The following is a 25,052-nucleotide window of genomic DNA, read 5'->3' as shown; positions in this document are numbered from 1 at the left end:
ATAAAAAAACACCTGAATGGTGATTCAGGTGTTGGGAATATGCGAACTCATCGTTGAGGCTGAAATATGCTTTTAGCCAATAATGCGAATGATACGATGCGTGCGTTCATTGATCAGGACATAGTCACCATTGATTTTGTACCATTGTTGGTAACGACCTGTATTGGGTAAACGACGTGCTTCACGGTCACTGACTTTATTGCGTGAAATTTCATAGCCACGTGGGAAGTTTTGACCTACACGCCAGTCACGGCTTGGATTCACACGTTTCTGATTATAACGTTTTTGCTCCCATTGCGTATGCTGACGTTGATTGTCCCAGTGGTTGCTGTGATGTTTATAAGTGGCATTTGCTTGATGGCGACGGTCATCATAACGGTGGTCTGGTGCAGCCATTGCAGAAGTTGTCAGGATGGCCGTTACAGACAGGGCAAGAATGCTGAGCGCTTTTTTCATGAATGTTCACCTTCGGTTTCTTTTGAATGTTGAGTTGATGCATTCAAATTAATGCAGAACTCAAGATAAACGATGGTGGATAGTTGGCTGAATTGTGAATTTTATGGAGAAAACAAGGAGAGCTCGAGCGGGATATTTCACAACAATAAGATGAGTGTGAGCATCATCCTATAAAAAAGCCCAAAGTGGACTTTGGGCTATGGATTTAGAGCTTGTGTATGTACAGCAGTAGGTCTATAAACCTGCGATACGCAAAATCTGGTGATTTTCGACATCGACCAAAATGTAGTCTTGGTTGATTTTATACCATTGTTGCTTACGTTCAGGTCTAGGCAAGTCGTGATCTTGATAATCGACCTTATAGCCATTACCACGATAGTGCTGCGGCATGACATAGCCCGTTTGCCACTTATGTTGCTGCAAGCGTTTTACACCACGTTCTTCACGCATACGACGCTTATCTTGTACACGCTCTTCCATATTGGCACGAAATTCACGTTTATTTTGTGCCTGATAACGCGGGTGTTCCGCATCATCCCGATCAAATTGAGGAGCAGCAGTTGCTAAATTACTGCCAAGTAAAGCACTGAAAGACATTGCCAGAACTGTCAAAATCTTTTTCATGTAAACCCCTCATTTCTCATCTCTATTTCACAGTTCATACTTTAGCCATTAAATGCAGAGAAACTATGAAGAAAGCACCTGAATTTTTTAAATAAAGCCTGATGCTACAGTATAGAGTCTATTCTATTATGCGACAAAAAAAGCATTTTGAATGTATGTGCATGCAGAAAATATAGGGGAAGGGGTTGGGGTATTATATTTTAGATCGAGCATGACCATAGCAGCGAGCTGCTATGGGATGCATCAGTTCCACTGATCTGCCAAACCTTGTAAAGACTGCACTGCGCTCGCTACACATTCGGCTTTTTCTTTGTCATCTAAGGCAACAATCAAATGTTGGCTCAGTTGTAAAGTTTCAATACTTTGAATCACGGCTGTTTTTCGTTTCATATCCGTCATCGCAATCTACCTCAATACTGTTGAAGATGGATTTAGAATAAAGGATTTACATTAATTTGAAAAACAGTTTAGTTTTATAATTTCAATCCAATAAATCGATTGATGTATTGCCCCTGAGTTTGGTAGCTTCACTGGATTTTAGTAAGCGTAGTTTAAGTCGGTATAGTCGGTGAGTGATTTTTGAATATGTGCATTAATAAATTCACGTACATCTTCAGCTGTCATCGGTGCACCTTGTTTTGTAATCACGTGTTCAATTTCAGGTTGCCCTTCAATTTTAATACGATAGACAAAGTTTTTAACCACGTGATAGCGATCATCCAACTTTTCAATGCCAGTGACATAGTGGTAAGCGTGTTCAAAATTGAGATCGGTATGTGAAAACACAAACTGATCAAACAATTTGATTTTTTGGCCGTTGTCGAGCGCTTGAATATCATCCACGATGCTAGCTTCAAACTTCATGCCGTATTTTTCAGAAATAGGCTGACCATCAATCAGTAAAGACACCATGCCATCTTCTAGCGGGGTTACGGTGATGTTATTTAATTCAGTCATGTTGTTCTCTGCAGCGTAAGAGTGGGATAGAAAGGCAGAAGCGTAGCGAGTGAATTCTGTTTATGCAAGATGCATACAGACAATTACTGCGGTGGCCTTTAAGTGCTTATTTTACACAAGATGAAGGTCTGAAAACTGGCAGTATGATATGCAACTTGCATAAAAAAGAAAGCTGATCTGAATTTGCTGTAGCACTGGCAGCATGAAGGCTAAGTCATGTGTGGGATAGATAATGTATTTCATATATCTATCCCGTGTGGGTGGGTTGTGATCAAGCTGTGCTATGTGTAGTGGTTATTAAGCCACTTGTGTTTGGGCTATAGTGTACTGTGATTTGGCTGCTTCCCATTGCAAAACTGGAACTGCACGGGTAATGGCCAAATTGATTCGCTCATTAAGCAGTTCACTTTGTACGGTATATTCAGGACTAAAATCGCGGTCTGTGGCATAGACACCAATAGGCAAGGTTTGTGCTTGGAAAAAACTGAATAAAGGGCGCAATTGATGTTCTAAAACCAGTGCATGTCGCTCGCTGCCACCAGACGCAGCCAATAATACAGGCACATCAATCAATGCATTTTGTTCAACAAAGTCAAAGAAATGTTTAAATAAACCTGTAAATGAAGCCCGATAGACAGGTGTTCCTACAATCAGTGCATCTGCATTTTCTACAGTAGCTAAATCGTCTTGCACTTGTTGAGGCAATTGATTGCGGTAAATTGCACCACCTAAAAGTGGCGCAATTTCACTAAATTTAATGAAATGTACCTGAATCGGGATGGCTTTGGCCAAACGCTCTACTAGGGTCTGTAACAGCGCTTCTGTTTTAGAAGGTGCATTGAGCCCCCCGGAAATGGCAACAATATTGAGCGGTTTTTGCTGAGAATATGACATGTGCTGAACAACCTAAAAATAAATTAATTTGGAATGTCGCTATTAATCATGATTGGGCTGTGCACTGTAAAATAAGCAAAAGCTGTAAAGTTATCTCATTTCTAGATATGCACTCTAGGCATGGATTGGGGCTAAAAACTAAAGCATAAGTTGTTAAAATTTATATTTATATTTTATCTAAATAAGGTTTTTCGTTTATAGATGGCATATATATAAAAAAGTGATGCGTATTCAAGCAATTTAAAAAAGCTGAAAAATGACGATTTTTTGCACAAGCATAGTCATAAAAAACGGGAAGCAGACGCACAGGATTAATCCTGTGCATCAATACTTTGACCGTTCATGTGTAAGCTGTCATCGCCCATTAAATATAAATAGGCAGGCATGATTGCATCGGGTGTTGGTAAGGTTTTTGGATCTTCATCTGGATAGGCTTTGGCACGCATGGCTGTGCGGGTCGCACCTGGATTAATGCAGTTGTAGCGAATATTCGGGTGAACTTGCTCTTTGGCGAATAATTGGCTGACTGCTTCAATCGCAATTTTAGAAACTGAATAAGCCCCCCAGCGTTCACGTGCTTCACGACCTACACCTGAACTGGCAAACACGACTGAAGGATGTTCCGATTTTGCCAAAAGTGGTAATAATTCCTGAGTGAGTACAAATGGCGCACGTAAATTTACCGCCATGACATCATCCCAGACATCTGCAGGGTAATTGGCCAGCTCGGTGCGTTCACCTAAAATGCCCGCATTGTGCAAAATACCGTCTAAACGCCCGAATTGTTTCTCTAGAGTATCGACCAGCAACTCATAGTCACGTGGCGAAGCGCTAGACAGTTGCAGCGGTAAAATAGCAGGTTGTGGTGCACCTAAACTTTCAATTTCATCATAAATGACTTCAAGTTTATTGAGGGTACGACCATGCAATACCACAGTGGCCCCATGCAGGGCATAACTGAGGGCAGCGGCACGTCCAATACCATCTCCCGCACCGGTAATGAGGATAATGCGATCTTTTAACAGATCGGGGCGAGGTTGATATTCTGAGTATTTCATGGTCATCCCTCCTATATTGATTTTTTATTGGTCATGTTTTAAAGGTGATATTCGCGCTTTGACAGGTGTTATAGAATCAACTCAGGCATTGGCATTCAGGCTGCTTGATAATGTTGCGGCTTGCAGCACCAATTTGTCTAAAACCGTATGTAATTCAGCGACTGAATCCACTATACAATCTGCTTGCCACGCTGTTAAGTCATCTTTGTGTTGTAACGGTAAATAACCGTAAGCGGCCAGAATGGTGTACATATTGGCATTGCGGCCTGCATCAATATCACGTGGATGGTCGCCCACATAAATACAATCTTCAGGGGCAATTTCAATCTGTTTGGCTGCCAAATACATGGGTTCTGGGTCAGGTTTGGTGTGGCTGACATCTTCAGGGCAGACCAAAACCGCACAGCGGTCAGTTAAATTCAGTGCCTTGAGTAAGGCTTCACTGAGCCAGCGCGGTTTATTGGTGACAATTCCCCACGGAATTTGATGCTGTTCCAAAGCTTCGAGCAGTGGATACATGCCCTCGAACAAATCGGTTTCTACCGCAATATCAGCGCCGTACAGGTCTAAAAAGCGTTGTCGATGCGCAAGAAATACAGGGTCATCTACTTCAAGTTCTGGATAGACCAGTTTTACCATAGCCCGTGCACCTTCAGACACCTGCGTGCGAATGGCTTCTGCTGCCACAATCTCACAGCCTTTATCGTGGCACATGTCTTGAATGATGCGAATAAAATCTGCAGCGGTATCAATTAAGGTGCCATCGAGGTCGAATAAAACGGCTTTCATTCTGTTGCCTCATTGACCGTGTAAACCATGTAGTTCACATCAACATTAGGTGCCAACCAATAGCGTTTAGTCAGTGGGTTGTAGTGTAAACCCGTCATATCTTTAAGTTTTAAACCCGCTTGGCGAATGTCGTGTGCCAATTCAGACGGTTTAATAAATTTATGATAATCGTGTGTGCCTTTGGCTAACATGCGCAGCACGTATTCTGCCCCAATAATGGCAAATAGGTATGATTTAGGGTTGCGGTTAATGGTCGAGAAAAATACATGACCGCCCGGCTTGACCAGTTTTTGGCAGGCTTGAATAATCGAGGCCGGATCAGGTACGTGCTCTAACATTTCCATGCAAGTCACCACATCGTATTGACCAGCTTGCTCATCTACCAATTGCTCAACAGGAATTTGGCGATATTCAATATTGTGTACGCCTTCTTGTTCTGCATGCAGGCGTGCCACGTTTAAAGGTGCTTCGCCCATATCAATTCCAAGCACATTGGCACCGCGACGAGCCATGCTTTCTGCCAAAATACCACCACCACAGCCGACGTCTAGCACTTTCTTGCCTGCCAAGCCGCCTGCGTGCTCATCAATCCAGTTTAAGCGCAGTGGATTAATCATGTGCAGGGGACGAAACTCGGAATGCTGATCCCACCATATGGCTGCAAATGCTTCAAATTTGGCAATTTCTTGTGGATCAACATTCAAATGCGACATGGGTGCCACCTCAATTGGGTCGTGATAATTGGAAAAATAGATATAAACCCTAGTGTAGCGTTAATTCTAAAAAAAGCGATAAAAGCTGTAAAAAAGTTCACAGAAGGAAAACGAAATCAGCATAATTGATTTATAGTGTTGCCATACACTAAACAGAATGATTTAGAGGATTATAAACGCAATGAAAAAATTCCTTTTAGGTAGTTTGGCAACTGCCATCTTTGCTATTTCTGGTAGCACTATGGCGGCAAATTTTGTAGCAGGTAAAGATTATAGCGTTGTCGCCAACCCGGGTAAGGTTGATGTACCAGGTAAAATTGAAGTGCGTGAGTTCTTTTGGTATGGCTGTGGTCACTGCTTTACTTTAGAACCATATATGCAAACATGGTTACGCCAGTTACCTAAAGATGTGAATTTTGTGCGTACTCCTGCAGCCATGAATCCTGTTTGGGAAATGAATGCACGTGGTTATTATGTGTCTGAAGCTTTGGGTGTGCGCAAGAAAACTCACTTGCCACTTTTCCATGCCATTCATGACAAAGGTCAGCAAATTTTTGACCAACAATCACAAGCTAAATTCTTTGTGAAATATGGTGTACCTGAAGCGAAATTTAACAGCATGTTTAACTCGTTTGCGATCACCTCTAAAATTTCACAAGCTAAACAATTGGCGCGTCAGTACCAATTGACAGGTGTACCTGCGGTGGTGGTGAATGGTAAATATATCGTTCAAGGCGATAACGGCAAAGTGATTCAAGTAGTGAACTACTTGGTTGATCAAGAGCGTAAAGCTAAGAAATAAGCAGATGCAATAACAAGATGATGCAAGGCTGAATCAGCAGCGCATCGCTAAAAACCGCAATGATTGCAACGTCATTGCGGTTTTTTTAATGCAGGTTAAAAGTGTGTTGTATGTTTAATCTGCGACAGGCTGCGGACGTTGCCAGTGGCAAATGCCACGAAATAATAAATGTACTTGAGTAATGGTTTGTTGAATAAAACGCTGCTGTTGTTCAGGTAATTTTTCGGCTTCAAATTGGCGTTCTAAACCAATCCAGCTCATTGCCCAATTTAACGATAAATTAATTAAAATATTGGCCAGAATGTGAAAATCTTCAGCATGCTGAAAATGTTGTACGCTTTCGACCCGTTGTAAATCATTAGCTAAATCTTCAATTAAAAAATCAATTTCACGGGCGATGGCTTGCCGTAAAATGGTCGAACCGCCCCAGCGTTCGGCAATTAAAAAAATCCATTGTTGTGGATGTTGATCGACAGATTTAAAAAATAGGGTCAATGCCTTTTCGGTCTGTGCATCGGGTTGGTATAAATAAGCTTGTCCCAACTGATACAAAATACCTTTAATGTGCAAGGCAACTTGATCGACCAAATCTAGCCCCAACTCATCCATATCTTGAAAATGCCGATAAAATGCGGTGGGCACCAGTCCAATCTGTCGTGAAATTTCTCTTAAGCTAATGCTGCTAAATGCACGTCCTGCGCTGCTGAGTTGCAGCACTGCATCCATAATTGCCTGACGACTTTGTTGTTTTCGTTCTTCCCGAATCGACATTGTATTTCCTGATTCTGCCAGTGCCGCGCAGTCTAACAAAAACCTGTGTTTCACGATAATACTAAAAGATGAATGAAGCCACTTTGTAAAAATACAGGCAAAATTTACCGAAACAGCACACGTCAAGCTTTGGAAAAGCGACCTGCGCTGTGGCATCTGTTATACTTGCGGGCAATTTATTTGAGCCAAAAATAAGGACACATTATGCGTATTGACCAACGAGCTTTAGATCAATTACGTGAGGTAAAAATTACCCGTAACTATACTCGCTATGCTGAAGGTTCAGTGTTGGTAGAGTTTGGTCATACCAAAGTTTTGTGTACCGCAAGTATTGATAACTCTGTACCGCGCTTTTTAAAAGGGCAGGGACAAGGTTGGGTAACTGCAGAATATGGCATGTTGCCACGTTCAACTCATACCCGTAGTGACCGTGAAGCGGCGCGTGGTAAACAAAGCGGACGTACACAGGAAATTCAGCGCTTAATTGGTCGTAGCTTGCGTGCCATGGTCGATTTGAAGAAACTGGGTGAAAACACCATTACCATTGACTGCGATGTGATTCAGGCCGATGGCGGTACCCGTACTGCAGCCATTACAGGTGCAGCAGTGGCATTGATTGATGCTATGAATGTGTTGCTGGAAAAGAAAAAAATTAAGCATGACCCATTAAAGGGTTTGGTGGCTGCAATTTCTGTGGGCATGTACCAAGACCAAGTGTTATTGGATTTGTGCTATGAAGAAGATTCAAATTGCCAAACTGATTTAAACGTGGTGATGACACAAGCAGGTGAATTTATTGAAATTCAGGGTACTGCTGAAGATAAGCCGTTTAATCGTGTGCAATGTAATGCCATGTTGGAAATGGCAGAAAAAGGTATTCAGGAATTGGTAAAAAAACAGCAACAAGCTTTAGGTTGGTAAGCTAAGCTTTTTGATGTTTTTCTGCTGTTTAAGAGCGCATCTTCGGATGCGTTTTTTATGGATGAGATTTAGATTGCGATAGGAAGCGTGAAGCAAAAAGCTACAATATTGCAGGATGCGTTCTTTTAAGATGGAAAACTGTATGCAAAGAGCCTGAATGAAAAGAGGAGGAAAGCATGAAACTATTGATTATTTTAATGTCTGCCATGATGTTGTTTTTAACTGCATGTGATTCACGTACTGAGCGTGAAAATGAAGACAATCGTAGTGTACTCGGTCAAGCTTCTGACAACGACAACGACAACGACAACGACAACGACAACGACAACGACAACGACAACGACAACGACAACGACAACGACAACGACAACGACAACGACAACGACAACGACAACGACAACAAGGACGATGATTAAATTCAAAATTGAGGCATAAAAAAAGGAGGCTCATTTGCCTCCTTAAAATCAATTTTTGGAAAAAATTAAGGGTGCAGATTGCACCCTTAATTTTAAAAGTAATCGTTTACGCATTAAAACGCATTGATAAATCCACAGCTTTGACATCTTTGGTTAAAACACCCATCGAAATATAATCTACGCCTGTACTAGCCACTTCACGTAAATTTTCAATGGTGATGTTGCCCGACGCTTCAAGTTTACAACGACCTGCCACATGCTTGACCGCATCAATCATTTGTTGCTGGCTAAAGTTATCCAACATCACAATATCAGCTTTGGCTTCAAGGGCTTGATTTAGTTCATCCCAAGTTTCCACTTCAACTTCTACAGGTTTGCCCGGAGCAATGGCATGTGCTTTGGCAATTGCCTGAGTAATGCCGCCTGCTGCCATAATGTGATTTTCTTTAATCAAAAAGGCATCAAATAAGCCTAAACGATGGTTTTGTCCACCACCGACCGTGACAGCATATTTTTGTGCAATGCGTAAACCCGGTAAGGTTTTACGGGTATCTAGCAGTTTGGTATTTAAGCCTTCAAGTTGTTGCACATAGGCTGCGGTTTTAGTCGCAACAGCAGACAGGGTTTGCACAAAATTCAGCGCAGGGCGTTCTACCGTTAACAGGCTGCGTGCAGAACCTGCCAATTTCAAAAAGGCTTCATTGGCAGCAACGTGGTCGCCATCATTTTTTAACCACGTGACTTGCACATTGGCATCGTATGCTTGAATCAGGGCATTTACCCACGGTTGACCTGCCAAAATCATGTCTTCACGGCTAATAATGGTGGCAGTGGCCTGCTCATCTTCAGGGGTCAATAATGCGGTAATATCACCATCGCCAATATCTTCTTGCAAGGCTTGCTGAATATTGATTTGGATGGATTGTTCAAGCAAAGCTGGAGAGATGCTCATAAGATTTTCCGTGTCGATCTTGCCCATGAAAATTGCGCGTTATATTAACACTGTTCTGCGTCAGGATGTGTTTTTTAGCCACGTTCGGGTGTAATTTAAGATGTTCATTGTCACGCGTTGGCATTAAACTGAAATTTCTGTTCTATTTTTCTATTCTAATGGTTTGGGGATTGCCTTATGCAGCATGTGCCGTCGTTTCAGGTGGTTGAGGGTCAATTACAAGGGGCAAGACAAGTCCCATCTCCGAATTTCAACGCCCGTCCGACAGACCAAGAGATTCAATTGCTGGTCATTCACAATATTAGTTTGCCGCCGTCACAATTTGGTGGTGGTTATATTGAGCAATTTTTTCAGAACCAAATGGATTGGTCGCAGCATCCTTACTTTCAGACCATTCAGGGCCTGCAGGTTTCGGCACATTTGTTGATTTTAAGAACAGGCGAGGTGCTGCAATTTGTTAATTTTGCAGATCGGGCGTGGCATGCGGGGCGTTCTAGTTATTTGGCACAGCCTGAATGTAATGACTATTCAATTGGGATTGAATTAGAGGGCAGTGATGACTTGCCTTTTGAAACAGCGCAATATCAGAGTTTGGTGCAGGTGGTACACAGTTTGCAGCAGGCCTATCCGAGTATTCAACAGCATATTGCAGGACATTCCGATATTGCACCGGGACGTAAAACTGATCCGGGGCCGTATTTTGACTGGCAGTATTTTCGTGAACAGTTATCTCAACTTAAAGCTTCGACATCACAGGAAAAATTGATCAATCAATAACAAAACTTTGTTGATGCTTTGATTACAATAGCGACTAAATTTTTAATTGGGTGGTAACGATGGCGCTTTGGCGATCGACCTTTATTGTCAGTGCAATGACCATGCTGTCACGGGTGCTAGGATTAGTCCGTGATGTGGTATTGCTGAATGTGTTTGGTGCAGGTAAAGATTTCGATACCTTTGTGGTGGCGTTTCGTATCCCCAACTTTTTCAGGCGACTGTTTGCCGAAGGGGCGTTTTCGCAGGCATTTATTCCTGTATTGACCGAATATAAAACCAGCCGCACTCATGCCGAAGTACAAATTTTAATTAGTCGGGTTTTTGGCTGTTTAATGACGGTAATGACAGGGCTAACCTTTACCGCCATGGTGGCTGCGCCTGCGGTGATGTATATCTACGCACCAGGTTTCCATAGCGACCCTGAAAAGTTTGCGCTAGCCACCGATATGTTCCGCCTGACCATTCCTTATTTGTTGTTTATGTCGCTGACGGCATTTGCCAGCAGTATTTTGAACAGCTATGGCTCATTTACCACGCCTGCCTTTGCGCCTGTATTGCTGAATGTGGCGATGATTGCAGGTGCATTATGGCTCACACCGTACATGGCAGAGCCGATTATGGCACTGGGTTGGGCGGTGATTATCGCGGGTGCTTTACAACTTGCGATTCAAATTCCAGAACTATGGCGTAAAAAGCTGCTGATTCCCCCTAAAGTTGATTTCAAGCATGAAGGGGTGGATCGGATTATGAAGCTGATGCTGCCTGCTTTATTTGGGGTATCGGTCACGCAAATTAACCTGCTACTCAACACCATTTGGGCATCTTTTATGCAGGATGGTTCGGTGTCGTGGTTGTATAGTGCGGAACGTATGACAGAGCTACCTTTGGGCTTAATTGGTGTAGCGATTGGGACGGTCATTTTACCGTCACTGTCTGCGCGTCATGCAGAACAAAATATGGATAAATTCCGCGGCATGATGGACTGGGCTGCACGGGTGATTATTTTGGTAGGTGTCCCTGCCAGTATTGCACTGTTTATGTTATCAACGCCTATTATCCAAGCCTTGTTTGAGCGTGGTCAGTTTAGTTTTAAAGATACGCAAATGACCGCTTTGGCCTTGCAATGTATGAGTGCAGGGGTGATTTCATTCATGCTGATTAAAGTCTTTGCACCGGGTTTTTATGCACAGCAAGACACCAAAACACCAGTACGTGTGGGTTTAATGGCTGTGGCTGCCAATGCGATTTTAAACGTGGTGTTTATTGGCTTCTTTAAACTGATTGACTGGCAAGCTGAACACATGGCATTGGCACTGGCATCATCAGGTTCGGCTTTGGTGAATGCAGGCATGTTGTATTTCTATTTGCATCAACGCAAGATTTTCCGTTTTGGTGCGCACTGGAAAAAACTCATGGTGCAGTTTGCAGTGGCAAATGCCGTGATGATTGCTGCGTTGTGGTATGCCTTAACTTGGTATAACGGTGATGTATCACAATGGATGCGTGTGGCAGAAGTCACTGCGCTGTGTGTGGTGGGCGTAGTGGCCTATGGGGTTGGATTGTTGGCAACGGGTTTTAGACCACGTCATTTAAAACCTTAATGAAGCGAAGTTGATCTGAAAAAATACCGCAATTTAAATTGCGGTATTTTTTTGTTTAAAGATGATGCGGCTTTGGATTATTTTACAATTTCTAAAAGTTCCACATCAAAAATAAGCGTGCTGTTTGGCTCAATTGCATCGCCTGAGCCAATTTGACCGTAGGCTAGAGCAGCAGGAATAAAGAAGCGATATTTGGCACCAACTTTCATGAGTTGTAAGCCTTCAGTCCAACCTTGAATGACTTGGCTGACCTGAAATTCTGCAGCTTGATCGCGGGCGATAGAACTGTCAAATACCGTACCATCAATTAAACGACCTTCATAATGGACTTTAACGGTAGAGGTGGCTTTGGGTGATTTGCCCGTACCTGCCTGTAAGACTTGATATTGCAAGCCAGACTTGGTGACTTTGACCCCTGCCTTTTTGGCATTATTGTTTAAAAAGGCTTGCCCAATTTTAGCATTGCTATCGGCTACTTTTTTAAGCTCAATCAGTTGTTTGGCTTCGGCTTGCTTTTTGAATTGAGTCAGCACTCGTGCCATTTCTTCATCGCTTAAACTGGCGGCTTGGTCTTGTGTTGCCATTTTTAAGCCAGCAATGAAGGCTTCGAGATCAATATCTTTTAAGGTTTCCGCATTGCTGCGCCCCATTAAATAACCAAAGCTATAACCGACCTGATCTGCAACAGGACTTTTATTGGTCACGGTTTTGGCAAAACTGCCACTGCTGAGCAGTGCGATACACACAAGGGCAAGGTGTTTTTTCATTCTTTTCGTCCTAAGACCATACAGGAGAGCCAAGCTCTCCTGAAAGGGTGATGTTGTTATTTCACTTCAATCAGTTCAACATCAAAAATTAAGGTGCTGTTGGCAGGAATCATGCCTGGTACACCTTGTTCGCCGTAGCCCAGTTTCGATGGAATATACAGCGTAGCTTTACCGCCTTCCTTCATGAGCTGTAAACCTTCAGTCCAGCCCGGAATGACTTGATTCAGTGGGAATTCAATTGGCTCACCACGTTGTACCGAGCTGTCAAATACTTTGCCATCGACCAGTTTACCCGTGTAGTGCACTTTGACCACAGAGCTTGCCGTTGGCTGTTTGCCTGTGCCTTCTTTAATCACTTGATATTGCAAGCCAGAAGCTGTGGTTTGTACGCCTGCTTTTTTGCCATTTTCAGTTAAGAATGAATCACTGGCTGTTTGTGCAGCTTGCGCCTGAGTGGCTTGTTTTTGTTGCAACTCTTGCTGGAATTGCTCATAGGCTTTTTGTAATTCTTCTTCGGTGTAGGCAGGTTGTTTACGCGCATGACCTTCACGCACACCTGTTACAAAGCTGTTGATGTCTAGCTCTGGTGGGGTTTGATGTGCCACTTCATAACCCAAAGCGTAGCTGATTTTTTCAACCGCAGAAGCATTTGCCGACGCTTTAGAGGTCGCCACTGCTGGGTTTTGAGAGGCATAATAAACAGGAACAAGTGCAGCACCGCCTAAAATTACAGCAACAGCGATGGGTAAGGCTTTACTCATAGGTTTTCTCAAATTCATTTTATAGTTAAAAAAGCAGCATTCATCTTAGCAGACTTTTTCACAGACTTTTCTAGTTTGGCACGTGGCTTTGCAGCCTGTGTCGATTCAACTTTTTAATATATGCTGCTTACGCAGTTTATTCTATAACAGACTGAATATCTAAAACATTTTTTATACATAAATCTTATCAATTCAGGACTAGATGTGGGTCATTTAAGAAAAGTCAGATTGCGTTTGGGCTGTAGGTAAATTTTTATTGTAATCGCATAAATGATCAAGACAGCGTCCTGATGGGTTGTTGTCCAATAATAGGATTAACCTTCGGTTCGACCCACTTTTGTTTCGGCAAAAGTGGGCAAAACCATTGTCATCCACAAAACCTGTTTAATTCTTGTATCTCATTCATTATTTCGCAGAAACAATAATGGTCTAATGCTACGCAGGTTGTGGATGACACTTCCGAGTATCCTCATGTGATCTAGGTTTTTAGATGAGCGGTTTTACCTAAATAAAGATAGAAATATATTTGACTATCATGACTTATCTTAAAAGTCAGTCAAAGTCGGCCTTTAACACAACCCGATAGCGTGCCTTGCCCTGATGCAAATGTTCAATTGCCTGATTGATTTGTGACATCGGAAAAACTTCCACCTGTGGGGCAATCTGTTTGCGTGCGGCAAATTGTAGTAATTGACGCAGCGCTGCAGGCGAACCTGTCGATGAACCAGTAACCGATTTTGCACCGCCAATTAAGCTGCCCGCCTTAATTTGCATGGGTTCTAGCGCTACACCTAGCATGTGAATAGTGCCATGTGGTGCAAGCGTACTTAAATAAGCATTCCAGTCCAAGCTTACGTTTACCGTACTTAAAATCAGGTCAAACTTGCCACGCTGGGTTTTAAGGGCAGCAGCATCACGGCTGTTCACTACATGGTCTGCACCCATAGCCAGTAATTCTGCGGTTTTGTCTGGATTGGAACTGAACGCCGTAATTTCACAGCCCCATGCTTTTAATAATTTGATGGCGATATGCCCCAAGCCACCAATACCAATCACCGCAACATGATGTACTGCCTGAATTTGATGTTTCAAGATCGGATCAAATACGGTAATTCCACCACAGAGCAAAGGCCCTGCACTGACAGGATCGACCTCATCGGGTAATGGAATGACCCACTGCCAACCTGCACGGACTTTATCGGCAAAACCACCTGCATGTCCCACAATGGTTGCGGTGGTGCCATTGCTGCACAGCACTTGTTCGCCTGCAATACAGGCATCGCAGTGTTGGCAACTGTCTGCAGTCCAGCCAATGCCTACACGTTGCCCCACGGTTAAACCTTTGGCTTCACTGCCCAATTGAGTAATCGTGCCAATAATTTCATGTCCTGCCACCACAGGATATACTGAGGAATGCCAGTCATTTTGAATGACTGAAAGATCGGAATGGCATAAGCCACAATATTCGACTTTGACTTCTACCTGATGCGCCTGCAGTTCACCCGCATCAAATTGATAGGCTTGCAGGGCTTCACCTGCCTGCATTGCGGCATAGGCTCGAATGGTATTACTCATATTGCACCGTCCTTGTCATAAGGCTGACTGTATTGATTGGTGATCTTGCTATTATGGGTTGAGCAGTTTTGAATACTAAAGCTTGGATGTTGCTTTAAGATGTTGTTTTAAAGTGACAGTGATTTTCATGATCATCGACCATGCCTACAGCTTGCATAAAAGCATAGCAGGTGGTCGGGCCTACAAATTTAAAACCATTTTTCTTTAGGGCTTTCGACATGGCAACACTAGCGTCGGTTTGTGCAGGCGCAAGACGATAGTCAGGTACATCATTCCTAATAGGTTGCTGTGCAACAAAACCCCAAAGCCATGTCACGACGTTTATATCGGCGTCTTTTAGTTTTTGCCATGCACGTGCGTTGTCACGAATTGCTTGTAATTTACCTCGATGTCGAATCAATCCAGCATCTTGTAATTTGAGCGCAATATCATCATCACTGAAGGCGGCAATTTCAGCAATGCTGTATTGAAAAAAATGCTGACGATACGCTTCACGTTTTTTTAATACAGTAATCCAAGACAAGCCTGCTTGCTGTCCCTCTAAACACAGCATTTCAAATAAATGCACTTCGGCAAATACAGCTTGTCCCCACTCTAAATCATGATAGGCAATATAGAGCGGATCATCGGAACACCAACCACAGCGTTGTATCGTCATGGGTCATGCTCCTTGTTGAATAGATAGCTGAATAGATGTGAATGGGACGGACTTAAAGCTGAAATGCTGCCCATTGGTCATGTTGGTTATCCCAATAATATAGTTCTGCCTGTTGCAGATCGTGAAAGGAAATCCAGTTGTCTTTACCAACTTTATCTGAATAACCTGTGCTGATGAGCAGGGCATCTTCAGTAATTTCCATGACCCAGCCTTGATGGACTTGTCCTGCCAATACAATTTTTTGTTGATTGCCAGATTCTGCAAATTCCACCAATCGATTTATCAAGGCTTCAGACATGAAATGTTCCTAACAAAATTAACGTAAATAAGGATAAGGATTGACCGCACCGCGTCCTTTACCATTTAAATAAAGTCCGTAATGCAAATGTGCGGCAGTGTGTCGGGCGTTGCCTGTATTGCCGACATAGCCAATATGCGTTCCTGCCTTGACATAATCGCCCACGTTTAAACCGCGTTTATGTCCATCCAAGTGTGCATAGTAATGCCAAGTGCCTGCAGGCCCTAATATCCAAATTACTTTACCACCTAAGCGATTATCGCGTAAGTCTGCAATTAAACCTTCTGTAGCGCTATACACTTTGCTGCCTTTGGCGGCAAGAATATCAATGCCTTCATGCAAACGTCCGCTACTACGAGATGCACCCCAAGTGTCATTCAACTGATGCGCTTTAATGCCCTGCACAGGAATGGGCAAGCGAGTTTTTAAACTCATTTGATTGAGTTTTTGCACCAAGGCAGGCGGGAGTGGGGTACTAGGACGTTTCGGTGCAGAACTACAGGCCGCAATCAATAAGGTAAAGAGTGACAGGCTTAAAACAGCAATCCATCGAAACATAAGACATCCTTGTAATGGCAGTGAAAGCAAAGATTTCATTCATCACGATGCTTGACTATGTCACAGATTGATTGCCGAGATCAATTTTTTCATGGCCGTCGGAATGCCCAAATCGCTGGCTTGTTGCGGACTATACCAATCTGCATTCAGTTCTATTGCCAAGTGTTCTTGTAGATCAGCATCGACCTGAAAACACAGTGCTTCAAGCTGCCAAGTGAAATGGGTAAAGCTATGTGAAATCTGTGCGCGTTGCTGTACCTGTTTAAGGCTCAAGCTTTGACACAGTTGCTCAAAAGCCTGTGCATCTTCAATGACAGGCAAACACCATAGTCCACCCCAAAGTCCTGTATTGGGACGTTGTTGCCATAACCACTGATCTGCGCATTGCAGTACTAAGACCTGTGCAGATTTAACGGGTACGGCTTTTTTCGGTTTTTTAAAGGGCAATTCCTGCTCTAAACCTTGTTGATGTGCTTTGCAGTGTTGTTGCATTGGGCAATATAAGCACAGTGGTTTTTTGGGGGTACAAATGGTGGCGCCCAAATCCATAATAGCCTGCGTATAGTCGTGATTACGCACTTCGGGGCAGAGCTGTTCTGCCAGTTGCCACATGGCACGTTCATGTACAGGTTTGGATAAATCATCTTCAATAGCAAAAAAACGTGCTAAAACCCGTTTGACGTTGCCATCCATAATGACGCCGTATTGGCGTAAACCCAGCGACATCATGGCACCACCCGTAGAGCGACCAATGCCCGGCAAAGCCATCCACTGTTCGAGCGTACTTGGAAAATGTCCTTGCTGTGCCACAATGGCTGCGGCTTTATGCAAGTTGCGGGCGCGGGCGTAATAGCCTAAACCTGCCCAATACGGTGCAACTTCATCCCAAGTTGCACGTCCTAAATCTTGCACTGTCGGAAAGCGCTGCAAAAAACGCTCAAAATATTGCAATACGGTTTTGACCTGAGTTTGTTGCAGCATGATTTCAGACACCCACACCGCATAGGGATCATCGGCGACTTGCCACGGCAGGTCATGGCGTCCGTGTTGATCGAACCACGTGAGGAGAGCATCGGAAAATGAAAAAGCAGTCATGCGAACCCAGTTTGTAAAGTAGCGGCTTAGTATAGCCAAACTGGCGTGGGAATTACGTGCATAAAAAAAGAAGATGAGCGTGCATCTTCTTCTTTAGGTTTGGTTTCACTTGGTTTGGGATAAAACGAGTCGTGGTTTAAATTTGACCGCTCATACCCCAACGGTTATCCAATTTTAAGGTCTGACCTTCATAGCGTGGAATAATGTGGATGTGTAAATGCTCAGATTTAGCATCAAACACATCGCCATCATTAAAACCCACATGGAAACCTGCAGGTTGATGACGCAATTGCAACTCATTGCGCGCCAATTCTAATAAAGACAATAAACTTTTACGTTCTTTGTCTGTAATGTCAAAAAAAGAGCCGACGTGACGTAGCGGAATGATCACGCAATGTCCTTTAGACAGGGCATTGGGTTCAGGCAAAATTACCCCAAATTCATTTTTTGCCAAAACATCATAATCATCAAAATTGCAATAAGGGCATTGCTCAGTCATTGTTATATCCTCTTCTTTAAAATTTTCTTGGCTTGCGTTGAGTATATGCTGCGTAATGTGAACAGCAGATTAATCTGCTAAACGACGATCCAACACTTCATACATGGCAGCTAAACCTTGTTGCTCTGCCGATGCGTTATAGCCTAAATCGACCCCATTGGCTTTGGCACGTTCATCGGCTTGAGGGTTACTAAAGCCGTGTTTGGCATCTTCAAAAATAATCACTTCATGCTCTACTTGAGCCGCGTGCATTTCTTCACGGAAACTTGCGACGTCGTCTAAAGTCACCATGCTGTCCAGTTCACCATGCAACACCAAAATCTCGGCTTGTACCTGACCTTGTTGTGCAGGGGCTTTCGGGCTGAGGTTGGCGTGGAAGGTCACCACTGCTTTTAATGCTGCGCCAGAACGAGCCAAATCCAGAACGACTTTGCCGCCATAACAGAAACCAATTGCAGCGAGTTTATCGCGATTTACTTCAGGTTGGGCAGCTAAAGTGTCCAAAGCTGCAGACGCACGAGTCACAATTGTGTCAGCATCTGCAAAAGTTTGCATCATCCATTCATTGGCTTGGGCTGCGGTGGTGGTGACTTTTTTATCGCCATACATATCAATCGCTAAGGCTGCAAAACCATGTTCAGCCAATTCACGCGCGCGTTGTTCGGTGTATTCGTTACGTCCCCACCATTCAGGTGCGACAATCACCCCCGCGACAGCTTGTGCTGTTTCTGGTGCAGCAAAATAACCGATCAGTTTGCTGCCATCTGCAGCCGTATATTCAATTTCGCGAGTTTTGATTGCTAAAGCCATGCCTTATTCCTTATCGTTTTCAATGCCATGATTAAAGCATAATAATATGGCACGCATTTTTAAAAACAGGGTAAATACTGCCTATAAATGTGAGAAAATATTTTTAAAATAGCCAAATTGGCATTTGTTGCGTAAAAAGCGGACATAAAAAAAGAAGGAAAAATCCTTCTTTTTTATCTGATTTTTAGGAATTTATAGACGAGGTCACTAGATTTTTCCGCGAGAGAGGAAACCAACAATTGCCAAAATCACAGCAATCACCAATAAAATAATGGCAAAGTCTTTGGATAAACCTGCGACACCACCAAAACCAAGTAAACTCGCGATTAACGCAATCACTGCGAAGATTATAGCCCAACGAAACATAATTGTTCTCCATGTGTTTTTATAGCTTCTGAATTTAGTATAGGGAGCTGAACGCAGCACACTGTTTTGTTTTTGTGTATTAAATGTTCAGTTGTTTGAGTTAAGTGTTTGATTCATTTAAAGACTAAACAAAAGCAACAAGTTGAAACAAGGCTGTTATAATGACGCAGTTTTGTTATTTTCTGTGCGCTATGTCTGATCAATTACGACCTGAATTTTGGAAAAACTATCCGCTGAATGCCTTAAATACTGCGGAATGGGAAGCCTTGTGCGATGGTTGCGGTTTATGCTGTTTGGTCAAACTAGAAGATGAAGACACGCAAGAAGTGGCCTATACCAAAGTGGCGTGCAAGTTACTGGACTGTAACACAGCACGTTGTTCAGATTATGCCAATCGCTTTGACTTTGTGCCCGATTGCATTCAACTTTCCCCCGAAAAACTAGAAAAAATTCACTGGTTGCCGCCAAGTTGTGCCTATCGTCGTTTAAAACAGGGCAAAAATTTGCCATCTTGGCATTACTTAAATACGGGCTCACGCCAAAGTGTGATTAAAGCCAAAAAATCTGCGGCAGGGCGTTGTATTTCAGAACTGGATGTTGCAGAAGAAGATATAGAAGATTATGTGGTGCGTTGGGTGCGTTAATTCATACTGCAGAATAAACTTTGAATCGTGTTTTAGCGATAAATCGGTACGATTAGAAATACTCCAAAGCTTGAGATCATAGTAGACTAGGTTGAAGTCAAGTATAGAAATAACAAGATGTCAGAGAGTCATATTCCACTGCCTGAGCGTTTGCGTCCACGCGATTTATCGCAAATTATTGGTCAAGATCATCTTTTAGGTGAGCAAGCGCCGTTACGCCAAATGATTGATCAGGGGCATTTGCCTTCAATTATTTTCTGGGGGCCACCAGGGGTGGGGAAAACCACCATCGCTTTGCTGTTGGCGCAGGCGGTAGATCGTCCTTTTATCAGCCTTTCTGCCTTGAATACTGGGGTCAAAGAGCTGCGTGAAATTATTGCCGAAGGCGGCGATTTGCTCACACCAGTGGTGTTTATTGATGAAATTCATCGCTTTAATAAGTCGCAGCAAGATGCCTTATTAAATGCGGTGGAAAAGGGCAAAATCACCTTAATTGGTGCGACCACTGAAAATCCATCTTTTGAAGTCAATAGTGCGCTGCTTTCACGTTGTCAGGTCTATACCTTAAAGGCTTTAGATGCCGATTCGATTCAGACTTTGCTTACTCAAGCCATTCAGCAAGATCAATTCTTAAAAGACCGTTATATTCAGATTGAAGAATTTGATGCTCTGATTCAGTTTGCTGCAGGTGATGCACGCAAGGCTTTAAACCTACTGGACTTGGTGGCAAGCACCTTTGAACCCGAGGTGGAAAATATCATCACCAACGCGATTGTGGTCAAGGTTGCGCAACAAAACATTGCCCGTTATGACAAGTCAGGCGAGCAACATTATGATTTGGTATCGGCTTTTATTAAGTCAATTCGTGGCAGTGACCCCGATGCTGCATTGTATTGGATGGCGCGCATGCTCAAAGGCGGTGAAGACCCGAGCTTTATTGCGCGTCGCATGTTGATTGCTGCTTCGGAAGATATTGGCAATTCAAATCCGAATGCCTTGTTATTGGCAGGCGAGTGTTTCCGCTCGGTACAAGTGCTGGGTATGCCCGAAGCGCGGATTATTTTAGGACAATGTGCAGTATATTTGGCAACCAGTGCCAAAAGTAACAGTACTTATTTGGCAATTAATAAAGCCATGGATTTGGCTGAAAAAACCGCCAACTTACCTGTGCCACTGCATTTGCGTAATGCACCGACCAAACTGATGAAAGAACAAGGCTATGGCGTAGATTATTTGTATCCGCACAATTACCCAGAGCATTTTGTGCTACAGGACTATTTGCCGCCTGAACTGAAAGGCACAAAGTTGTATGAGTCGGCACGTAATAAACGTGAAGTGGAAGGTGAGCGTTTACAACAACGTCGTTGGCAGCAGACTCAATCCTAAGCGATTTGGTATAGCTGAAAAGATATTTGTAAAAGTATTGGCATAAAAAAAGCTCAAGAATCAACTTGAGCTTTTTTAGATTTGTTTGCAGCCTTGAGTGCTGCATTCAAAGGTTTAAAGCGGTTTGATGTTTACAGCATTCGGGCCTTTTTGACCTTGCGCAATGCTGAATTCAACTTGCTGACCTTCGTGTAAAGTCTTGAAGCCTGAGTGTGCGATTTCGCTGAAATGCGCAAACACATCTGGACCAGATTCTGGTTGAATAAAACCAAAACCTTTAGTTTCGTTAAACCACTTTACCGTGCCTTTCATTGTCGGATTTGACATAGGGAAATATCCTGCTGAATTTTAATATGTTGCAATCTAAAAAAGATTTGGAATAACTGGGAAAAAGATGCGACTTAAAATCTGAACAAACGAAGGATTACAAAATAAAACTACGGACTTAGACGATTAAAACGAACTTCATATTTTTCTAGTATGACAACAAGCATACACGGAATTGCAGAATACACAATTTAAATTCAGATAAATTTAAAAATAGGCAGACAGACTGGGCATTGTGGATGGGGCGATTTTTTCAAAGATTTGGTTTGTAAACCCTGTTTGGTCTACAGCAAAATACAAAAAACCGAGCAATGTTGCTCGGTTTTGGGAATTCAGCTTTTAAAATTGAAAAGCTTGAATTAGATATTGTCTAAGTCGATGCCTAAACGTGCAGCAACTTCTTCATAAGCTTCAACCACACCGCCTAAACCTTGACGGAAACGGTCTTTGTCGAGTTTCTTCTTGGTGTCTTTGTCCCATAAACGGCAACCGTCTGGAGAGAACTCATCACCCAACACAATACGGTCGTGGAATACACCAAACTCAAGTTTGAAGTCGACCAAAATCATGTTACCTGCATCAAACAATGCTTTTAATACATCGTTGACTTGGTAAGTTAATTCTTTCATTTTTGCCAATTGTTCAGCATTGGCCCAACCTAAAGCAATCGCTTGAGATTCGTTTACCATTGGGTCGCCAAGAGCGTCATCTTTAAAGAACAATTCAAATGTAGGTGGGGTCAGTTCTTTACCTTCTTCTACACCTAAACGACGGCAGAGTGAACCTGCAGCGTAGTTACGAATAACGCACTCTACAGGAATCATGTCTAACTTTTTCACCAATACTTCGTTTGGTGTAAGTAGTTTTTCAAAGTGAGTTTCGATACCCGCTTCAGCCAATTTTTCCATGATAAAGGCGTTAAAACGGTTGTTCACCTTACCTTTACGATCTAGTTGTTCGATTTTTTCGCCATTGAACGCAGAGGCATCATCACGAAAGACTAAAATCAGGTGGTCTGCACTGTCTGTGGTATAAACAGATTTTGCTTTACCAGTATAGAGCAAGGTTTGTTTTAACATGAGGGAACCTTTTTCAAAAAAAAATGCCTAGTACGGCTAGGCTGGCCAATTTTGGTAAATCTGGGCCAACAGATCTGCAGCTTTTTCTTGATCTGCAAAGCTGTTATCGGCATTGAATACAGCTAGGTTGTTGCTCGAACCGACAGAGGTCAATCTTAAGACATAAATCTGTTGATCGACCTTAATGGTTGCCTCGTAACGGTTCTTACTTTGACCAACAATGCTGTAATTCAGACTGCTGAGGGTGGCAAGTGTGTATTGCCAAATTGTAGCAGAATTTCCATCAATTTTGAGCAACGGATTTTGGTTTCCGTCAACTACGGGTTGAGGACGTCCAATTTGCGTACTGTCTTGAACTGTGTTGCTGCTGGCTTGCATGGCTTCAGGACGTGGCATCGCAAAACGGTTGCCACGTGCATTTTCAAGCTTAGGTGCATTTGCCGTTGCTAAAGGGTCAACGCTTGGTGCAGGATACAACGGTGTTGCAGGTCGAACCACAGAACCTTCTGGATATTGAGGTGGTGCTAAAGTAGCGGCGTCTTTATAGTCCAATGAACCATTATTGATGGCAAGAGAACTACAACCAGCCAAACTCAATACTGAAAGTGCGGCGATAAAACCAAAACGTAATTGCATCATACTAAGCTCTTTTATTGAATGACACCCGCAGCCTGAAGGGCTTCGCGTAACGGTGCACGATATTGTTCTGCAAGCGGAGTTAATGGCAGGCGAATTCCTGTACCAATTAATCCCATTTCATGAAGTGCCCATTTCACAGGAATTGGGTTCGATTCACAAAATAGAATATTGTGTAAATTTGCAATCGCACTGTTTTGTTGCTCTGCACCTGCAGCATCACCTGCGATTGCAGCCGCGCAAACTTGGCTCATGGCTTTTGGTGCAACATTGGCAGTTACAGAAATATTGCCTTTTGCACCGTGCAGCATCAATTGATATGCCGTAGCGTCATCGCCTGAATACACCACCATGTTTTTGCCTGTTAAGCCAGCCAATAATTGCTGACCACGTGGCACATCGCCCGTTGCATCTTTTACGCCCACAATATTTGGGATGTCTGCAAGACGGATGACCGTTTCATTTGACATATCTACACCAGTACGACCCGGTACATTATATAAAATGATAGGTAAATCAACTGCTTCTGCAATTGCTTTATAGTGCTGGTATAAACCTTCCTGAGTTGGCTTATTATAATAAGGCGTTACCAATAAGGCCGCATCTGCGCCCAATTGTTGTGCTTCTTTGGTCAGTTCGATGGCTTCATGCGTTGAGTTTGCACCAGTACCAGCAATGACAGGAATACGCTTATTTGCGACGCGAATAATTTCTGCGATCACTTTGGTGTGCTCTTCCATACTTAAGGTCGATGCTTCACCAGTTGTACCTACAGCAACAATACTGTTGGTACCTTGTTCTATGTGCCACTCAACGAGCTTCTCGAGACCTTTCCAATCTACGCTGCCATCTTCTAACATTGGGGTGACAATTGCGACAATTGAGCCTTGAATGGTCTGTGCTTGCTGAGTCATTTTTTAAAAAGATCCTATTTTTCCATCCACAGAGGTGTAGAAAAGGTAGATGTGGATGGTTGCAGTATTTTGATTTGGGTCAAAATTCAATCAAATTGATTAAATAATGCTTAGCCAAATTATGACTGATTCAGTGTGTCAGAACAATATGCTTTCGTCAAAGCAATCATAAACTTTGTTTAATTTAGTATTTTAGGATCAGCAGCTTGTTGTTCAAAATAAAAAAATAATAACCATCTCCTTTGTACCCAAATTTTCATTGGTATGGCGCAACCCTCATCAGCACTTTTTTAGCCTCAAGTTTGAAATACAACGCTGAATATAGGGTCTGTTGACATTTCATAAATGGCTTGCGCTGTAGGCTAAAACTGAGCAGATCAGGCATGAAACGCAGGGAATAGCGAGACTATTGCCAAGTTTCATAACGCAATCTGAGAAAGTTTTAGCCACAGCCTTTCAGGGCGAGCATATTTTTTGCTGCTATTGCGTTATGTGCCAGTCATTTAGAATGACTAAATTTCCTGTCTCATGCCTTATATCAGCTAAAAAATCTTGCGAGATATATCTCTCACGTCGCAAACATAGATGAATTGTCAACAGCCCCTAGATATTTATATAAAAAAACGCTCAATTCAGACCTTATAGCTCTTATATCTGACTGTTTTAATCGGGATATTTTGATTTTTGATTCTTAAGAATAATAGCTTTTAAGTCTACCTATGTTGTCGCTGACTTCTTAAATGGTGAGAAATCTTGCGCTGAATTTACTGCTTTAAGCGGGAAAATAGCGTGTAATTTGCCAGATTTATTGTTTTTTTCGCTATGTTTTTTTCTACATGCTGCGCAACACGTTTGCGCTGATCTGAAAAAATTCACTTTGGTCTAACACTTATTGATAGCTATTGCTGCAGTTTAAAACTGCGCAAGATGCAGGCTTTCACATGGCTA

The 25,052-nt window shown here is 42.8% G+C and carries 30 protein-coding genes and 1 pseudogene; 7 read left to right on the top strand and 24 right to left on the bottom strand.

Annotation, left to right across the window (positions count from 1 at the left end; translation table 11 throughout):
- Positions 1-72: 72 nt before the first annotated feature.
- From J4G44_RS02345 to ubiG, 8 genes and pseudogenes are all read right to left on the bottom strand, one after another.
- Positions 73-456, bottom strand: a complete 384-nt coding sequence (locus tag J4G44_RS02345; RefSeq protein ID WP_179990744.1) for an RcnB family protein — start codon at positions 454-456, stop codon at positions 73-75.
- Positions 457-690: 234 nt separating this feature from the next.
- The gene (locus J4G44_RS02340; protein ID WP_207973804.1) at positions 691-1,080 is read right to left on the bottom strand and encodes an RcnB family protein; all 390 of its coding nucleotides are present in this window, start codon (positions 1,078-1,080) and stop codon (positions 691-693) included.
- 243 nt (positions 1,081-1,323) lie between these two features.
- Positions 1,324-1,479, bottom strand: coding sequence for a hypothetical protein (locus J4G44_RS02335; RefSeq protein WP_165492522.1), 156 nt, complete (start codon positions 1,477-1,479; stop codon positions 1,324-1,326).
- 138 nt (positions 1,480-1,617) lie between these two features.
- Complete coding sequence (locus tag J4G44_RS02330) at positions 1,618-2,037, bottom strand: hypothetical protein (protein WP_178867025.1); 420 nt, start codon at positions 2,035-2,037, stop codon at positions 1,618-1,620.
- 327 nt (positions 2,038-2,364) lie between these two features.
- A pseudogene (gene msuE / locus J4G44_RS02325) lies at positions 2,365-2,931 on the bottom strand (FMN reductase); the annotation flags it as partial.
- 311 nt (positions 2,932-3,242) lie between these two features.
- Positions 3,243-3,989: a YciK family oxidoreductase gene (locus tag J4G44_RS02320; RefSeq protein WP_207973803.1), complete on the bottom strand. Its 747-nt coding sequence runs from the start codon at positions 3,987-3,989 to the stop codon at positions 3,243-3,245.
- Positions 3,990-4,070: 81 nt separating this feature from the next.
- A complete protein-coding gene (locus tag J4G44_RS02315) occupies positions 4,071-4,778 on the bottom strand; it encodes an HAD family hydrolase (RefSeq protein WP_131261238.1) in 708 nt (235 codons plus the stop codon).
- On the bottom strand, positions 4,775-5,491 hold the full coding sequence (gene ubiG / locus J4G44_RS02310; protein ID WP_004974063.1) for a bifunctional 2-polyprenyl-6-hydroxyphenol methylase/3-demethylubiquinol 3-O-methyltransferase UbiG: 717 nt from the start codon (positions 5,489-5,491) through the stop codon (positions 4,775-4,777). The genes J4G44_RS02315 and ubiG overlap by 4 nt, the downstream gene beginning before the upstream one ends.
- Before the next feature lie 181 nt (positions 5,492-5,672).
- Between ubiG and J4G44_RS02305 the strand changes: the two genes are divergently transcribed.
- The gene (locus J4G44_RS02305) at positions 5,673-6,293 is read left to right on the top strand and encodes a thiol:disulfide interchange protein DsbA/DsbL (protein WP_004974070.1); all 621 of its coding nucleotides are present in this window, start codon (positions 5,673-5,675) and stop codon (positions 6,291-6,293) included.
- A 114-nt stretch (positions 6,294-6,407) separates the two neighbouring features.
- Here J4G44_RS02305 and J4G44_RS02300 read toward each other — a convergent pair whose 3' ends face one another.
- Positions 6,408-7,064, bottom strand: a complete 657-nt coding sequence (locus J4G44_RS02300) for a TetR family transcriptional regulator (RefSeq protein WP_004974072.1) — start codon at positions 7,062-7,064, stop codon at positions 6,408-6,410.
- 204 nt (positions 7,065-7,268) lie between these two features.
- Here J4G44_RS02300 and rph point away from each other — a divergent pair, with 204 nt between their 5' ends.
- Together rph and J4G44_RS02290 are read left to right on the top strand one after the other, a co-directional pair.
- Positions 7,269-7,985: a ribonuclease PH gene (rph, locus tag J4G44_RS02295; RefSeq protein WP_004974074.1), complete on the top strand. Its 717-nt coding sequence runs from the start codon at positions 7,269-7,271 to the stop codon at positions 7,983-7,985.
- 176 nt (positions 7,986-8,161) lie between these two features.
- A complete protein-coding gene (locus tag J4G44_RS02290; protein ID WP_180062232.1) occupies positions 8,162-8,401 on the top strand; it encodes a hypothetical protein in 240 nt (79 codons plus the stop codon).
- Positions 8,402-8,507: 106 nt separating this feature from the next.
- On the opposite strand, the gene nadC is transcribed toward J4G44_RS02290, so the two are convergent.
- Positions 8,508-9,353, bottom strand: a complete 846-nt coding sequence (nadC, locus tag J4G44_RS02285) for a carboxylating nicotinate-nucleotide diphosphorylase (RefSeq protein ID WP_004974082.1) — start codon at positions 9,351-9,353, stop codon at positions 8,508-8,510.
- 177 nt (positions 9,354-9,530) lie between these two features.
- Here nadC and ampD point away from each other — a divergent pair, with 177 nt between their 5' ends.
- Both ampD and murJ read left to right on the top strand, forming a co-directional pair.
- A complete protein-coding gene (ampD, locus tag J4G44_RS02280) occupies positions 9,531-10,130 on the top strand; it encodes a 1,6-anhydro-N-acetylmuramyl-L-alanine amidase AmpD (RefSeq protein WP_004974083.1) in 600 nt (199 codons plus the stop codon).
- A gap of 50 nt (positions 10,131-10,180) precedes the next feature.
- Positions 10,181-11,731, top strand: a complete 1,551-nt coding sequence (gene murJ / locus J4G44_RS02275; protein ID WP_171287394.1) for a murein biosynthesis integral membrane protein MurJ — start codon at positions 10,181-10,183, stop codon at positions 11,729-11,731.
- A 77-nt stretch (positions 11,732-11,808) separates the two neighbouring features.
- Here murJ and J4G44_RS02270 read toward each other — a convergent pair whose 3' ends face one another.
- From J4G44_RS02270 to J4G44_RS02225, 10 genes are all read right to left on the bottom strand, one after another.
- Complete coding sequence (locus J4G44_RS02270; RefSeq protein ID WP_004974089.1) at positions 11,809-12,498, bottom strand: BamJ family beta-barrel-assembly machinery protein; 690 nt, start codon at positions 12,496-12,498, stop codon at positions 11,809-11,811.
- 56 nt (positions 12,499-12,554) lie between these two features.
- Positions 12,555-13,259 carry a BamJ family beta-barrel-assembly machinery protein gene (locus tag J4G44_RS02265; RefSeq protein WP_004974091.1) on the bottom strand — a complete coding sequence of 235 codons (705 nt, stop codon included), beginning with the start codon at positions 13,257-13,259 and terminating at the stop codon, positions 12,555-12,557.
- 552 nt (positions 13,260-13,811) lie between these two features.
- Positions 13,812-14,834 (bottom strand): NADPH-dependent aldehyde reductase Ahr, encoded by a 1,023-nt coding sequence (gene ahr / locus J4G44_RS02260; protein WP_004974093.1) that lies wholly within the window; start codon positions 14,832-14,834, stop codon positions 13,812-13,814.
- Between the two features lie 94 nt (positions 14,835-14,928).
- The gene (locus J4G44_RS02255; protein ID WP_104852759.1) at positions 14,929-15,492 is read right to left on the bottom strand and encodes a DNA-3-methyladenine glycosylase I; all 564 of its coding nucleotides are present in this window, start codon (positions 15,490-15,492) and stop codon (positions 14,929-14,931) included.
- Between the two features lie 52 nt (positions 15,493-15,544).
- Positions 15,545-15,790, bottom strand: coding sequence for a hypothetical protein (locus J4G44_RS02250; RefSeq protein ID WP_104852758.1), 246 nt, complete (start codon positions 15,788-15,790; stop codon positions 15,545-15,547).
- Between the two features lie 18 nt (positions 15,791-15,808).
- Positions 15,809-16,348, bottom strand: coding sequence for a M23 family metallopeptidase (locus J4G44_RS02245; RefSeq protein ID WP_131261236.1), 540 nt, complete (start codon positions 16,346-16,348; stop codon positions 15,809-15,811).
- Positions 16,349-16,408: 60 nt separating this feature from the next.
- Positions 16,409-17,443 carry an A/G-specific adenine glycosylase gene (gene mutY / locus J4G44_RS02240; protein ID WP_131261235.1) on the bottom strand — a complete coding sequence of 345 codons (1,035 nt, stop codon included), beginning with the start codon at positions 17,441-17,443 and terminating at the stop codon, positions 16,409-16,411.
- Between the two features lie 136 nt (positions 17,444-17,579).
- Positions 17,580-17,942, bottom strand: coding sequence for an HIT family protein (locus J4G44_RS02235; protein WP_070155794.1), 363 nt, complete (start codon positions 17,940-17,942; stop codon positions 17,580-17,582).
- 69 nt (positions 17,943-18,011) lie between these two features.
- Positions 18,012-18,752, bottom strand: coding sequence for a dienelactone hydrolase family protein (locus tag J4G44_RS02230; RefSeq protein WP_136144130.1), 741 nt, complete (start codon positions 18,750-18,752; stop codon positions 18,012-18,014).
- A gap of 207 nt (positions 18,753-18,959) precedes the next feature.
- Positions 18,960-19,118: a DUF1328 domain-containing protein gene (locus J4G44_RS02225; protein ID WP_004974108.1), complete on the bottom strand. Its 159-nt coding sequence runs from the start codon at positions 19,116-19,118 to the stop codon at positions 18,960-18,962.
- Between the two features lie 191 nt (positions 19,119-19,309).
- Between J4G44_RS02225 and J4G44_RS02220 the strand changes: the two genes are divergently transcribed.
- Both J4G44_RS02220 and J4G44_RS02215 read left to right on the top strand, forming a co-directional pair.
- Positions 19,310-19,762, top strand: coding sequence for a YcgN family cysteine cluster protein (locus J4G44_RS02220; protein WP_026438343.1), 453 nt, complete (start codon positions 19,310-19,312; stop codon positions 19,760-19,762).
- Positions 19,763-19,879: 117 nt separating this feature from the next.
- Complete coding sequence (locus tag J4G44_RS02215; RefSeq protein ID WP_004974112.1) at positions 19,880-21,148, top strand: replication-associated recombination protein A; 1,269 nt, start codon at positions 19,880-19,882, stop codon at positions 21,146-21,148.
- Between the two features lie 114 nt (positions 21,149-21,262).
- Here the strand turns inward: J4G44_RS02215 and J4G44_RS02210 are convergent, their stop codons facing one another.
- The 4 genes from J4G44_RS02210 to dapA all read right to left on the bottom strand — a co-directional run bounded on the left by J4G44_RS02210 (position 21,263) and on the right by dapA (position 24,104).
- A complete protein-coding gene (locus tag J4G44_RS02210) occupies positions 21,263-21,475 on the bottom strand; it encodes a cold-shock protein (protein ID WP_004974113.1) in 213 nt (70 codons plus the stop codon).
- Positions 21,476-21,834: 359 nt separating this feature from the next.
- Positions 21,835-22,554: a phosphoribosylaminoimidazolesuccinocarboxamide synthase gene (gene purC, locus J4G44_RS02205; RefSeq protein ID WP_004974116.1), complete on the bottom strand. Its 720-nt coding sequence runs from the start codon at positions 22,552-22,554 to the stop codon at positions 21,835-21,837.
- A gap of 36 nt (positions 22,555-22,590) precedes the next feature.
- Positions 22,591-23,190 carry a lipoprotein-34 precursor (NlpB) gene (locus J4G44_RS02200; protein WP_180158952.1) on the bottom strand — a complete coding sequence of 200 codons (600 nt, stop codon included), beginning with the start codon at positions 23,188-23,190 and terminating at the stop codon, positions 22,591-22,593.
- 14 nt (positions 23,191-23,204) lie between these two features.
- The gene (gene dapA, locus J4G44_RS02195) at positions 23,205-24,104 is read right to left on the bottom strand and encodes a 4-hydroxy-tetrahydrodipicolinate synthase (RefSeq protein ID WP_131261232.1); all 900 of its coding nucleotides are present in this window, start codon (positions 24,102-24,104) and stop codon (positions 23,205-23,207) included.
- Positions 24,105-25,052 lie beyond the last annotated feature (948 nt).

It is taken from the genome of Acinetobacter towneri, from assembly GCF_017498585.1.
Classification (GTDB): Bacteria; Pseudomonadota; Gammaproteobacteria; order Pseudomonadales; family Moraxellaceae; genus Acinetobacter; species Acinetobacter towneri.
The sequence above is the reverse complement of the archived record's forward strand: the minus strand, read 5'-3'. Positions and strand labels throughout refer to the sequence as shown.